The sequence below is a fragment of the Bradyrhizobium sp. S3.7.6 genome, from assembly GCF_054061875.1.
In genome coordinates this window covers 7,668,490-7,682,200 of record NZ_JBSSEQ010000001.1, presented here as the reverse complement: position 1 = coordinate 7,682,200, position 13,711 = coordinate 7,668,490, and the positions used below count along the sequence as shown (strand labels likewise).

Annotated in this window: 9 protein-coding genes, 1 tRNA gene and 1 pseudogene; 5 read left to right on the top strand and 6 right to left on the bottom strand. The window is 64.0% G+C overall.

The features are described from left to right. Position 1: 1 nt before the first annotated feature. The 5 genes from dxs to ACVJ5M_RS37080 form a co-directional block, all read right to left on the bottom strand. On the bottom strand, positions 2-1,930 hold the full coding sequence (gene dxs / locus ACVJ5M_RS37100; RefSeq protein WP_028148183.1) for a 1-deoxy-D-xylulose-5-phosphate synthase: 1,929 nt from the start codon (positions 1,928-1,930) through the stop codon (positions 2-4). 589 nt (positions 1,931-2,519) lie between these two features. Next, positions 2,520-2,771: an exodeoxyribonuclease VII small subunit gene (locus ACVJ5M_RS37095; protein ID WP_008132970.1), complete on the bottom strand. Its 252-nt coding sequence runs from the start codon at positions 2,769-2,771 to the stop codon at positions 2,520-2,522. Between the two features lie 68 nt (positions 2,772-2,839). Continuing rightward, a complete protein-coding gene (locus tag ACVJ5M_RS37090; protein ID WP_063984910.1) occupies positions 2,840-3,769 on the bottom strand; it encodes a histone deacetylase family protein in 930 nt (309 codons plus the stop codon). Positions 3,770-3,904: 135 nt separating this feature from the next. After that, positions 3,905-5,557, bottom strand: coding sequence for a bifunctional metallophosphatase/5'-nucleotidase (locus ACVJ5M_RS37085; RefSeq protein ID WP_063984909.1), 1,653 nt, complete (start codon positions 5,555-5,557; stop codon positions 3,905-3,907). Between the two features lie 178 nt (positions 5,558-5,735). Then, entirely contained in the window at positions 5,736-6,491 is a 756-nt protein-coding gene (locus ACVJ5M_RS37080) for an enoyl-CoA hydratase-related protein (protein WP_028148179.1), read from the bottom strand. 302 nt (positions 6,492-6,793) lie between these two features. On the opposite strand from ACVJ5M_RS37080, the pseudogene ACVJ5M_RS37075 reads away from it, so the two are divergent. Then, positions 6,794-8,030, top strand: a pseudogene (locus ACVJ5M_RS37075) (MFS transporter). A 217-nt stretch (positions 8,031-8,247) separates the two neighbouring features. On the opposite strand, the gene ACVJ5M_RS37070 reads toward ACVJ5M_RS37075, so the two are convergent. Beyond that, positions 8,248-10,023, bottom strand: coding sequence for an acyl-CoA dehydrogenase (locus ACVJ5M_RS37070; RefSeq protein ID WP_063984907.1), 1,776 nt, complete (start codon positions 10,021-10,023; stop codon positions 8,248-8,250). Positions 10,024-10,292: 269 nt separating this feature from the next. Here ACVJ5M_RS37070 and ACVJ5M_RS37065 point away from each other — a divergent pair. From ACVJ5M_RS37065 to groL, 4 genes are all read left to right on the top strand, one after another. Next, positions 10,293-10,367, top strand: a tRNA-Gln gene (locus tag ACVJ5M_RS37065). A gap of 513 nt (positions 10,368-10,880) precedes the next feature. Beyond that, the gene (locus tag ACVJ5M_RS37060) at positions 10,881-11,144 is read left to right on the top strand and encodes a DUF1488 family protein (RefSeq protein ID WP_063984906.1); all 264 of its coding nucleotides are present in this window, start codon (positions 10,881-10,883) and stop codon (positions 11,142-11,144) included. Between the two features lie 103 nt (positions 11,145-11,247). Beyond that, positions 11,248-11,565, top strand: coding sequence for a co-chaperone GroES (locus ACVJ5M_RS37055; RefSeq protein ID WP_063984905.1), 318 nt, complete (start codon positions 11,248-11,250; stop codon positions 11,563-11,565). A gap of 141 nt (positions 11,566-11,706) precedes the next feature. Beyond that, complete coding sequence (gene groL / locus ACVJ5M_RS37050) at positions 11,707-13,356, top strand: chaperonin GroEL (RefSeq protein WP_071917644.1); 1,650 nt, start codon at positions 11,707-11,709, stop codon at positions 13,354-13,356. Positions 13,357-13,711 lie beyond the last annotated feature (355 nt).

The window sequence follows — 13,711 nt, the reverse complement described above, 5'->3', positions numbered from 1 at the left end:
GTTAGGCGAGCTTGACCGTCTCGGTCTTGACGTCCTTGCCCAGCGCCTCGAACACCTTGGCGACGATGCCCTTGGCGTCGAGACCGGCACGGCCGTACATCGCGGCCGGCGTGTCGTGGTCCTGGAACACGTCGGGCAGCACCATCGAGCGGAACTTGACCATGCCGCCGTCGAGCGCGCCCTGATCGGTCAGGTACTGCGCGACATGCGAGCCGAAGCCGCCGACCGAGCCTTCCTCGATCGTGATCAGGATCTCGTGGTCGCGGGCGAGCTTGAGAACCAGCTCGGTGTCGAGCGGCTTCATGAAGCGCGCATCGGCGATCGAGGTGGAGAGGCCGTGGGCGGCGAGTTCGTCGGCCGCCTTCTCGCATTCGGCGAGGCGCGTACCGAAGGAAAGCAATGCGATCTTGCTGCCCTGGCGAATCATGCGGCCCTTGCCGACCTCGAGCGGAACGCCGACTTCGGGCATCTCGATGCCGCGGCCTTCGCCGCGCGGATAGCGCAGCGAGCTCGGACGGTCGTCGATCGCGACCTGGGTCGCCACCATGTGCACGAGCTCGGCTTCGTCGGCCGCGGCCATGATCACCATGTTCGGCAGGCAGCCGAGATAGGCGTTGTCGAACGAGCCGGCATGCGTCGCGCCGTCGGCGCCGACGAGGCCGGCGCGGTCGATGGCGAAGCGGACCGGCAGGTTCTGGATGGCGACGTCATGCACGATCTGGTCGTAGCCGCGCTGCAGGAAGGTCGAGTAGATCGCGCAGAACGGCTTGTAGCCTTCGCTCGCAAGACCGGCGGCGAACGTCACCGCGTGCTGCTCGGCGATGCCGACGTCGAAGGTGCGGTCCGGGAAGGCCTTGTTGAAGATGTCGACGCCGGTGCCGGACGGCATCGCCGCGGTGATGGCGACGATCTTGTCGTCCTTCTGCGCTTCCTTGACGAGGCTCTGGCCGAACACGTTCTGGTAGGCCGGCGCATTCGGCTTGGCCTTGGCCTGGGTGCCGGTCGCGACGTCGAACTTGACGACCGCGTGGTACTTGTCGGCGGAAGCTTCCGCCGGGCCGTAGCCCTTGCCCTTCTGAGTCACGACGTGGACCAGGATCGGGCCGGTCTCCATGTCGCGCACGTTCTTCAGCACGGGCAGCAGATGGTCGAGGTTATGACCGTCGATCGGGCCGACATAATAGAAGCCGAGCTCCTCGAACAGCGTGCCGCCGTCCATCATGAAGCCGCGCGAATATTCCTCGACGCGGTTGGCGCGGTTGGCGATGATCTTGGGCAGGCGCTTGTTGATCTGCTTGGCCGCATCGCGCAGCGTGCGATAGGTCTTGCCGGAGTAGAGGCGCGACAGATAGGCGCTCATCGCGCCGACCGGCGGCGCGATCGACATGTCGTTGTCGTTGAGGATCACGATCAGGCGCGAGTTCATGGCGCCGGCGTTGTTCATGGCTTCATAGGCCATGCCGGCTGACATCGCGCCGTCACCGATCACCGCGATAACGTTGTTCTTGCCGCCGGAGAGGTCGCGCGCGACCGCCATGCCGAGGCCGGCGGAAATCGAGGTCGAGGAATGCGCTGCGCCGAACGGATCGTAATCGCTCTCGCTGCGCTTGGTGAAGCCGGACAGGCCGCCGCCGGTGCGCAGCGTGCGGATGCGGTCGCGCCGGCCGGTGAGGATCTTGTGCGGATAGGCCTGATGGCCGACGTCCCAGATCAGCCGGTCGCGCGGCGTGTCGAAGACATAATGGATCGCGGTGGTGAGCTCGACCACGCCGAGGCCGGCGCCGAAGTGACCGCCGGTCACCGAGACGGCATCGATGGTCTCTTGCCGCAGCTCGTCGGCGACCTGGCGAACCTGCTCGATCTTGAGCTTGCGCAGGTCATCCGGCGTATGGATGGTGTCGAGAAGCGGCGTTTTACTGTATGCGTTCACGGCGATTTCCAATTTGTCAGCGCCGGAAGATCGTTCCGGTGCGCGATGGGTTTGCACAATATCGGCGCAGCGCGAGTCCTTAAACCGTCGGAGCCACCTGCATGGGGCAGGGCCCCGTCTTCAAGCTTAGGTGAGCTTAGGTGCGCTCCGGTTCAGTCCCTGTGATCCCTGTCACTTAGATCGGCTTCGTCCGTCCCAGCCAATTTCATTAGCAGTTTGAAGCGCTTGTCGTCGGTAATTTGTGCCCACGCAAGGCTTGCAAAAAGCCACACTCCGCGCAGCTTTACACCAAAGCTTGGGCCAAAGCCAACCCGCAGGGTCGTTTAGGGGTATGCACCTGCAACCCGCGGGCCAGCTTGGTTAATCCTGGCGCCGGCGGATGGGTTCCAGTCTTGCCCGGTTCCTCGCCTGCATTTTGGGCGAGAGGAAGGCCGTTTTGGCCAGATTCGCGAGCCCGAGAGGCCCTGGCCGGGGGAACTCTTCGATGTCAGTGCTTGGCCGCCGAGGGCTGTAAGCCCAAACAGCGGCGTGCGATCATGAAAAACTGCAGATGGCCGATGCTTGAGGCGGGCGGCTTGAAACGGGGACCTTACTGCACGTCGAGCGGTGCGGTGCCGGTGGCCTGGCCGCTGGCATCGGTGGTGATCTTGTCGACGCGTGCCTCGGCTTGGCGCAGCAATTCCTCGCAGCGGCGCTTCAGCGCCTCGCCGCGCTCGTAGATCGTCACGGATTCCTCGAGCGGCACCTTGCCGTCCTCGAGCCGCTTCACGATGGTTTCGAGCTCCTCGATGGCGCGTTCGAAGGTGAGCCTGGAGACGTCGACTTGGGTATTTTCGGCCATATCCGTTTCCGATTGCCCGCTTCACGTGAGAAAAAGCGCAGTTTTGCGGGCGTAATGTGGCGGGTGCGTCAAGCGCCCATCAGGGCGCCGACATGCGCCGTAACAGATTCTTTCAATCCTTGCAGGTCATAGCCGCCCTCGAGCACCGAAACAATGCGGCCCCCTGCGGACTTGTCGGCAAGGTCCATCAGCTTGCGCGTGACCCAGGTGTAGTCCTCCGCGCGCAAATTCAGCGAGGCCAGCGGATCGCGGTAATGCGCATCGAAGCCCGCGGAGATGACGAGAAGCTCGGGGCTGAATTTTTCGAGGCGCGGCAGGATCAGTTGCTCGAACGCGGCGCGGAATTCTGGTCCGCCGTCTTCGGAAGCGAGCGGCGCATTGACGATGGTGTCGTGGTCGCCGCGCTCGCCCTTCGCGCCGGTACCCGGAAACAGCGGCATCTGATGCGTCGAGCAGTACATCACGGTCTGATCGGACCAGAAGATGTCCTGCGTGCCGTTGCCGTGATGCACGTCGAAATCGACGATGGCGGCGCGCTGGACGCCGTATTTGCGCTGCGCGTGACGCGCGGCGATCGCGGCATTGTCGAAGAAGCAGAAGCCCATCGGCTTGCCGATCTCGGCGTGATGTCCGGGCGGGCGCACCGCGACGAAGGCGTTGCGATGCTCGCCATTCATCACCGCTTCGGTCGCAGCCACTGCGCCGCCGACGCCGCGCATCACTGCTTCCCACGTGCCTGGTGACATCGAGGTGTCGCCGTCGATATAGACTTGGCCGCTGGTCGGCGCGATGTGGCGCAGCTCGGTGACGTAGTGCTCGTTGTGGCACAGCGTCACGAGATCGAGATCGCCTTCCGGTGCCAGGTCGCGCGCCAGGAACTGGAAGCGTTCCTGCGACAGCGCTTCCTCCACTGCCCGCAGGCGGTCGGGCCTTTCAGGGTGTCCCGGCGGCGTGACGTGGTCGAGGCAGGCCTTGTGGGAGAGGAGAAGCGTGCTCATCAGGTCGGCCTCACAGGGAACGGGCTCTTGACGTCGCTTGGCGCATCCCGAGCCAAAACGCAAATGCAAAACGCAATCTAAGCGCTTGGGCGGGGATGGCAAAGGGTGGTTCCGGACAAGTCCGTTTGATCCGGATCAATTCACGCGCAGGATGCGGGTGGGCGGCAGCGGACCGATCGGTCCGTGTGCCCTGAAGAAGGCGAACAGCGCGTCCGCGTCGTAGCCGCCATATTGCTGCGCTGTGCCTTGTTTGGCGGCCGTGAAACCGTCACCGCCGACGGCGAGGTAATCGTTGACGGTGACGCGGTAGCCGCTCCCAGGCTCGATCGGCTTGCCGTTGAGCGTCACCTTCTCGATGCTGATTCGCTCGCCGAAAGGTTTCGTCGCATCCCAAGTGTAGCTGAACCCGTTCGACACCTGGAGAATCCGCGGGCGCTTCGGATCGAGCCATTGCTGCTCCAGCATGTCCTTGAGCTGGCTGCCCGTGAGCGTCATCGTAACGAGGCGATTGCGGAACGGCTGGCTCGCGAACAGTTCGCCGAACGACACCGCGCCGTTCTCCTTCGGAACAATGTCGGTGCGGATGCCGCCGGGATTGGTGAACGCGATGACAGCGCTGCCATCCTTGGCGTCCTTCGTCGCGGCGAGCTGAGCGTCCGCGATGACGTCGCCGAGTGCGCTCTCGCCGGCCTCGTTCGGCACGCGCGACAGCGTCTGCGTCACCGATCCGGCAGGGCGATTCGCAATCGGTGCCGACAGCTTGTCATAGGCATCGATCAGGGCGGTCTGTTCGGGATCCTTCGCCAGCGAGGCATTGGCGACGATGACGTTCTCGGCTTTGGCGCCGACGATGTCGCGGGTTACAGGATCGAGCTTGAGGTCGATCGCGGTGACCAGCGTGCCGTATTTGTCGCCGCTGGTGACGAGCCGCCCGTCGATGTCGCAGACATAGGCGCGGTGGGTGTGGCCGCTGACGACGACGTCGACGGCGCGGTCGAATTTCTTGACGATGTCGACGATCGGCCCCGTAATGGCAGGGCATTCATTGTAGTCGCCCGAGGGCTCACCGCCCTGGTGGATCAGCACCACGATCGCCTCGACGCCACGCGCCTTCAGCTGCGGCACCAGCGCGTTCACCGTCTCGGCCTCGTCGCGGAATTCGAGCCCGGCAATGCCTGAGGGCGAGACGATGCCCGCGGTCTCCTTCAAGGTCAGTCCGATGAAGGCGACGGGGATGCCCTCGACCTCCCTGATCTCGTAGGGCGGCAGTACGCTCTTGCCGGTCGCGGTCTCGATGGTGGAAGCCGCGAGATAATGGAATTTGGCGCCGGTGAAGGGATGCGGCCCCTGGCAGCCGTCGACCGGATGACAGCCGCCGTTCTGCATCCGCAAGAGCTCGGTCTTGCCCTCGTCGAACTCGTGATTGCCGACCGATGTGATCGCAAGTCCCATCATCGAGAGCGACTCGACCGAGGGCTCGTCGTGAAACATCGCCGACAGGAACGGGCTCGCGCCGATCAGGTCGCCGGCGGCGACGAAGATCGTGTTGGTGTGCCCCTCGCGCAGCTGCTTGACCAGCGTCGCCATATACTCCGCGCCGCCGGCCGCGACCGTCACCTTCTTGCTCTTGTCCTCGGGATCCCCGATCCGGATGCCGCCCGGCGGCGGACGCAGATTGCCGTGGAAATCGTTGATCGCGAGAATGCGCAGCTCGACGGGCGCGGCGGTCTGGGCCGAGGCGGGGAGGGTGGCGAGAGCGGCAAGGAGGAATAGGAAGGCGTATCGCATGGAACAAGTTTAGTCGTTCCCCGCGAAGATTTCACGAACGTTCTCGCTGTCATTCCGGGGCGCGCGTAGCGCGAGCCCGGAATCCATTCATCCACCAACTCTGCCGCACGATGGATTCCGGGCTCGCGACTTCGTCGCGCCCCGGAATGACGACCATTGGCTGGGCGCCGGCCGCCCCCTACCTCTTCTTCCGATTCGCAAACGCCTTGAACGCGGCAATCGCCTCGTCCGACTTCAGCCGCTCGCCGAACAGATGGGCCTCCTGGTCGATGCGGCGGGTGAGCTCCTCGGGCGCGGCGCGCAGCAGCTTGCGCGAGGCCGCGACCGCCTCGGCCGGCAGCCGGCAGATATCGCGCGCCACCTTGCGCGCCTCGACCTCGGTATGTCCCGGCGAGACCACGGTGTTGACGAAGCCTGCCGCGTGCGCCTCCGCGGCGGTGAAAGTTCGCCCCATCACCAGCATCGCGAAGGCGCGCTGGTAGCCCATCGTGTTCGGCATCAGGAGGCTGGCCGCGCCGACCGGAACGAGCCCGAGATGGATATAGGGCGCGGAGAAGGTCGCGGCGTTCGAGGCAAGCACATAGTCGCAATGGAACAGCATCACGGTGCCCATGCCGATCGAGGCGCCGTCGACGGCCGCGATGATCGGCTTGACGTTGAGGGCGAGCGAATAGAGAAATTTTGCGCCGTCCGACAGCGTCTCGGAATTCGGTTCGGCCTGCATGAAGTCGTCGATGTCGTCGCCGGCGGTGAACACGCCGGAGCCGCCGGTGATGATCATGCAGCGGATGTCGGGATTGTTCTGCGCGGTGTCGATCGCGCGGCTCATCTCGCGATACATGTCCTGCGTGATCGCGTTCTTCTTGCTCGGGCGGCGCAGGGTGATGACGCGCGTTCCGCGCTCTTCGGTGACGACGATATTGCCATTCGGCATGAGAGCCCCCTGCGGTCGCCGCGACGCTTGCCTTGGCGAGTCTCGCAAGCCTCAGCCTACATCATCTTGCAGGCGTGCCAATCCGCCCGCTCGGCCTTTTCGAGAACGTCCTCGTGAGTCCGCCATATGGCGCGCTGTCGTTTTTCTGATCGGGAACCGCACCGCACCGGATCATGCCGGTTGTATTGCTTCGCACATGCAGTTGCGCATTGCAACAAATGGCTACAATGTTTCATTTGAAAAACCGGGGGTTGTAGGGCACGATTGCCCAATGCCGTTCCACTTGGCCGATTGCTCGTTTGATGATTGCCGCAACGGGCGTTGACGAATCCTCGCTGCGTTATCGCGGCTGGCGCGTCGTGCTGGCCTGTTTCCTGATGGCCTTCTTCATGTTCGGCTTCGGCCTCTATGGCCAGGGCGTCTATCTCGCCGAGCTCCAGCGCGCCCATGGTTGGCCGGGCACGCTGGTCTCCGCGGCCAGCACCTTCTCGTTTCTCCTCACCTCCGTGCTCGTCATCTTCACCGACGATCTGCTCGCCCGCATCGGGCTGCGCGCGCTGATCCTGTGCGGCCTGTCGGCGCTCGGCGCGTCGACCGTGCTGCTGGCGCTGATGCAGACGCCCTGGCAGCTTTATCTCGCCTATGCGCTGATGTCGGTCGGCTGGACCGGCATGGGCACCGTGGTGATCGCCACCGTGCTGAACGCCTGGTTCGAACGGCGGCGCGGGCTCGCGCTCAGCCTCGCCTTCAACGGCGCGACCTGCGGCGGCATCGTCCTCGTTCCGCTGCTGCTGTCGCTGACCGGCAGCATCGGCTTCCAGTCCGCCATGCTTGCCGCCACGATGGCGATGGTGGTGCTGGTGCTGCCGGTGGTTGTCATCTTCATCGGCTGGCCGACGCAGATATCGCCGGCATCGGGCGGCCGCTCGTCCGCTGGCATGGCCGCGCCGGCCCATTCCCGCAAGACGCTGCTCGCCAACGCGGCGTTCTGGACCATGGTGCTGCCGATCGCGATCGCGCTGCTGGCGCAGATGGGATTCATCATCCACCAGGTGACGTTCCTCGAGCCGCTGATCGGGCGTTATGCCGCAGGCCTTGCGGTCACCATCATGGCGGCGATGGCGGTGGTCGGCCGCCTGTCGCTCGGCCTGTTCGTCGACCGGCTCGATCCGCGGCTCGCCTGCGCGGCGTCGATGACGAGCCAGGCGGCGGCGCTGTTCGTGCTTCTCCCAAAGCACGAACCCGACCGTGCTGCTCGTCTGCTGCGCCGTCTACGGCTTCTCGATTGGCAACATGATCACGTTCCCACCCTTGATCATCCAGCGCGAGATCGGCGCTGCCGCCTTTGCCGCCGCAATGGGATTGGGCACGTCGATCAGCGGCGTCGTCAGCGCCTTCGGCCCCGGCATCATCGGCCTCGTGCGGAGTTTCACCGGCAACTACACGAGCGCGTTTGCGATCTGTGTGATGCTCGATCTCGTGGCGGCGGGAATCGTGCTGTGGCGGCCGGGGAGAAGGGCGAAGCTCGCCGCTTCGTAGGGTGGATGGAGCGAAGCGCAATCCGGGATAGGCTCGAGTGTGGCACGTGCGTCCCACATGTTCGCTGTCATCGCCCGACTTGATCGGGCGATCCAGTACGCCGAGACGTTTGTTGTTTTATCGCGAGGCCGCGGCGTACTGGATTCCCCGCTTTCGCGGGGAATGACAGCGGGGAGGAGGAGAAATCTCCCATGACAACGCGTTGGCAGTATCTCGCTTACAACAACACCGCATCCGCCGCAGCGACCGACTCCGCGCTCTCCGTCACCGTGCGCTCCAGCGCGCCGGCCTGCACCGTGATGTTCTCGGCGAAGAAGCGCGCGAGCGAAACGTAGCGCGGGGCGTCAGTGTTGCCGTCGGACTTGGCGGCGAGCGCCTCGGAGGCCAGCATGCAACCGCCGAGCGTCGAGCCGAACTGCTGCAGATACGGCGTCGCGCCGGCGAGCGCCTCGTTCGGCGCGGAGGTCACGCGCTCCAGCAGCCACTTGCTGGTGCGCGTCAGCGCCTCCAGCGCCTCGCGCAGCTTGATACCTGTGGTGCCGAAAGCGGGATCGTTGGAGGCTTCGACCTGCTTCACGGTTGCCGAGAGCTCGTCGAGCAGCGCCCACACCGCAGCGCCGCCATTGGCCGCGAGCTTGCGCGTGACGAGATCGATCGCCTGAATGCCGTTGGTGCCCTCGTAGATCGCGGTGATGCGCGCATCGCGATAGTGCTGCGCGGCGCCGGTCTCCTCGATGAAGCCCATGCCGCCGTGCACCTGCACGCCGAGATAGGCGACCTCGTTGCCGATATCGGTGGAATAGCCCTTCGCCATCGGCGTCAGCAGCGCCGCGCGCGCGGCGGCGTCCGCGCGGACCTTCGGATCCTTGGCGCGCGTGGAGACGTCGATCGCGACCGCGGTCGCATAGCAGATGGTGCGTGCGGCGGCGGTCTGCGCCCGCATCCGCATCAGCATGCGCTTGACGTCCGGATGCACGAAGATCGCGTCCGAACCGTCGCCCTTCTTGCCGATGGCGCGGCCCTGCTTGCGCTCCTGCGCATAGGCCAGCGCCTGCTGGTAGGCGCGATCGGCGACGCCGACGCCCTCCAGCCCGACGCCGAGGCGGGCCTGGTTCATCATCGTGAACATGCAGCGCATGCCCTGGTTCTCTTCGCCGACGAGGAAGCCGATCGCGCCGCCATGATCGCCCATGGTCATGGTGCAGGTGGGGGAAGCGTGCATGCCGAGCTTGTGCTCGACGCCCGACGCATAGATGTCATTGCGCGCGCCGAGCGAGCCGTCGGCATTGACCATGAACTTCGGCACGAGGAACAGCGAGATCCCCTTGGTGCCCGCGGGCGCGTCCGGCAGGCGCGCCAGCACGAAATGCACGATATTGTCGGTCATGTCGTGCTCGCCATAGGTGATGAAGATCTTCGTCCCCTTGATGCGATAGGTGCCGTCGGCCTGCTTGTCGGCGCGGGTGCGCAGCGCGCCGACGTCGGAGCCGGCCTGCGGCTCGGTGAGCTGCATCGTGCCGGTCCATTCGCCGGAGACGAGCTTTTCCAGATAGATCTTCTTCAGCTCGTCGCTGCCATGCGCATCCAGCGCCTCCATCGCCGAGGCCGTCAGCAGCGGGCAGAGGCCGAAGGCGACGTTGGAAGCGCTCCAGATCTCGGTGCAGGCGGCGTTGATCGCGATCGGCAGGCCCTGGCCGCCGAAATCCTCGGGGCCGGAGACCGCGTTCCAGCCGCCCTCGGTCCAGCGCTTGTAGGCGTCCGGCCAGCCCGGCGCAGTCGTGACCTTGCCATCGCTGAGCTTGATGCCGTGCTCGTCGCCGACCTGGTTGAGCGGCGCCAGCACGTCGGTTGCGAACTTGCCGGCTTCCTCCAGCACGGCGCTCACGATGTCGCCGTCGAAATCGCCGTAATGGCCGGCCTCCACGGCAGCCTTGAGGCCGGCGCCATGGTTGAGCGACAGCAGCATGTCTGAGATCGGCGCGCGGTAGGTCATGGCTCACTCCCGTGGACAGGTATTGGCGCCGTATTCCCATGAAACGGGGGAGGTCTCAACTGCCCGAACGCCGGGACTGCGCCGGCCCGGAACGGCGCCGCCGCCGGGCCTATAATAAAGGGTGGCTCGGCCAGCGCCGGCCCCGGTCCTGGACCTCAGGTATTTTGCCCCTCCAGGCGGTTGAAATGGCGCGCCGCTCCCTATAGACCGGCTGCGACCAGCGGGAATCTGCGGTAGCCGGTTCTTCCGCCCGTTCCCTGGTCGCCTGTTGGGGCGTAGCCAAGCGGTAAGGCAGCGGATTTTGATTCCGCCATTCGGAGGTTCGATCCCTCCCGCCCCAGCCAATTGATATTGCTTACCAAATCGACGTCATCGTTGCCCCATTTGGAGAGCGGATGGCGCCGTCCGCTGGAGACGTTGCTGTTTTTGTTCGCCACCATTCACTCAGAACATCTTCCAGAAACTCGAGATCAGTTACCCGGACGGTGTTCGCGAATTTCGCACAACGATCGCGCGGGTCGCAAGACAAGCTGACCACCTGTAGGACTGAGCGCAGTACGAGTGACGGTCGTACCTTGTGAAAGGATCGCATCAACTGCCGCCGGGCTGAGCTCGTGAGTCATTTCAGCGGAGCCAACTAGCTGTTGGCTTGAGCCGATAGCGCGGGTGAGCCGAGAGAACTACCACTGAAAATTAATTGCAGCGACGATCAACAGCCCGAAGAAGATCACGAGGCTGGTCGCACTTAATTTTCGTGGACAGTTGTAATCCGATTCCAGAGTAGCCATTTATGGTTTAGCGCAGCCGGATCGCTCTCAGAACCTATTCCCGTTGCGCAAACTTGATCGGACCCAACCATGATCGAGTTTCCGAATTTCAGTCGTTCATATGACCGAACGCGGCACGCCGTGCGTTTTTGGGGATACGATAGCGCGTTAGAGGCATCGTTCTTCATAGAGGAAGACGCGCTGAGGCGACTTGAACCGGGCGCTCACTCCAACAATGAATCGGATTTCCTGAGCGCATTCGATTCCAATCGTGATGTGATATGCGCCGCCGCTGCCAGGGTGTACGTCCGCGGCAGCAGGGGCTCTTACGATCTGGTCGCCGCCAATTTTTGAGACGAAGCCTCGCGTCTTGATGGAAGCGGAAGACTTCGTTTACGGCACGTGCTTCATTACGACTGCCAATCCAGAAATAATCACAAAAGCCAGGGAGGATCGCATGAAATTCCGTCCGCTCCATGACCGCGTCGTGGTCAAGCGCATAGAGGCCGACGACAAGACAGCCGGTGGCATCATCATTCCGGACACCGCCAAGGAGAAGCCCTCCCAGGGCGAAGTCATCGCCGTCGGCCCCGGTGGCCGCGACGAAGCCGGCAAGCTGATCCCGATCGACCTGAAGGTCGGCGACCGCGTGCTGTTCGGCAAGTGGTCCGGCACTGAAGTCAAGATCGACGGCGTCGACCTGCTGATCGTGAAGGAAAGCGACATCATGGGCGTCCTCACTGATCTGCCGGCCGCCAAGAAGAAGGCCGCGTAAGCGCCAGCCGGTTTTCCTTACCCTGAGGATTCGGCGTAGCCGGGTTCTCGAAGGATGAGGCCCGCAATTCAAATCTCATCCCTCAAGAGCTCGCCAGTTGCGCGGCTTTTGGGATCTGACCAGTTGAAAACGGAGATCGCCATGTCAGCCAAAGAAGTCAAATTCGGCGTCGATGCCCGCGACCGCATGTTGCGCGGCGTCGAAATTCTCAACAACGCGGTAAAGGTGACGCTCGGTCCGAAGGGCCGCAACGTTGTCCTCGACAAGTCGTTCGGCGCTCCCCGCATCACCAAGGATGGCGTCACCGTCGCCAAGGAGATCGAGCTCGAAGAGAAGTTCGAGAACATGGGCGCACAGATGGTGCGCGAAGTTGCCTCCAAGTCGGCTGACGCGGCCGGCGACGGCACCACCACCGCCACCGTGCTCGCGGCTGCGATCGTGAAGGAAGGCGCCAAGGCGGTTGCCGCCGGCATGAACCCGATGGACCTCAAGCGCGGCATCGACTTGGCAGTGGACGCCGTCGTCGCCGACCTCGTCAAGAACTCCAAGAAGGTCACCTCGAACGAGGAGATCGCTCAGGTTGGCACCATCTCGGCCAACGGCGATGCGGAGATTGGCAAGTTCCTCTCCGACGCCATGAAGAAGGTCGGCAACGAGGGCGTCATCACGGTTGAAGAAGCCAAATCGCTCGAGACCGAGCTCGAAGTCGTCGAAGGCATGCAGTTCGACCGCGGCTACATCTCGCCCTACTTCGTCACCAACGCCGACAAGATGCGCGTTGAAATGGACGACGCCTATATCCTGATCTACGAGAAAAAGCTCTCCAGCCTGAACGAACTGCTGCCGCTCCTGGAAGCTGTCGTACAGAGCGGCAAGCCGCTCGTTATCATCGCCGAAGACGTGGAAGGCGAGGCGCTCGCCACCCTCGTCGTCAACCGTCTGCGCGGCGGTCTGAAGGTCGCGGCCGTCAAGGCTCCGGGCTTCGGCGATCGCCGCAAGGCCATGCTGCAGGACATCGCGATCCTGGCCGGCGGCCAGGCGATCTCGGAAGATCTCGGCATCAAGCTCGAGAACGTCACGCTCAACATGCTCGGTCGCGCCAAGAAGGTGATGATCGACAAGGAGAACACAACGATCGTCAACGGCGCCGGCAAGAAGGCCGACATCGAGGCGCGCGTGGCCCAGATCAAGGCGCAGATCGAGGAGACCACCTCGGACTACGACCGTGAGAAACTCCAGGAGCGTCTCGCCAAGCTCGCAGGCGGCGTCGCGGTGATCCGCGTCGGCGGCGCGACCGAGGTCGAGGTGAAGGAGCGCAAGGATCGCGTTGATGACGCGATGCATGCGACCCGCGCGGCGGTCGAGGAAGGTATCGTCCCGGGCGGCGGCGTCGCCCTGCTCCGTGCCTCCGAGCATCTCAAGGGGCTGCGCACCAAGAACGACGACCAGAAGACCGGCGTCGAGATCGTGCGCAAGGCGCTGTCCGCGCCGGCTCGCCAGATCGCGATCAACGCCGGCGAAGACGGCTCGGTCATCGTCGGCAAGATCCTGGAAAAGGAACAGTACGCCTACGGCTTCGACTCGCAGACCGGTGAGTATGGCAACTTGGTCGCCAAGGGCATCATCGACCCGACCAAGGTGGTTCGCGTGGCGATCCAGAACGCGGCTTCGGTTGCGGCTCTCCTGATCACCACCGAAGCCATGGTGGCCGAGGTGCCGAAGAGGAACGCCGGCGGCGGCGCGCCTGCGGGTGGCGGCGGCATGGGAGGCATGGGCGGTATGGATTTCTAGGTCAACCCGCTCATGGCCGAACGGAGACAAGGGAAGGGATGGCCGATTTCCAGGAGGCAGAAGCGACGATCTGCTCACAGGAAAGGGTCAGTTGAGAACCGCATGCGCACTCCGCAGTCCGGCAAACCCTTCCAGGGAAGCTTCTCCTCGTTTGCCGAGACGCCGAGGTGAGACTGCTGTTCTATCGGCCTCGACTGCGAACGGCCTTCCCAAGCGAAAAGCCCGGCCGCGAGGGCCGGGCTGATCGGTAATATATTCAAGTCAGGCAATGCAGGAATAAAGCGGGGAGAGGCGTCGCCGTCTGTTCGAAAAGGAACACCTGAACCGATTATTGGTACCGCCAGCGCTCAACCGC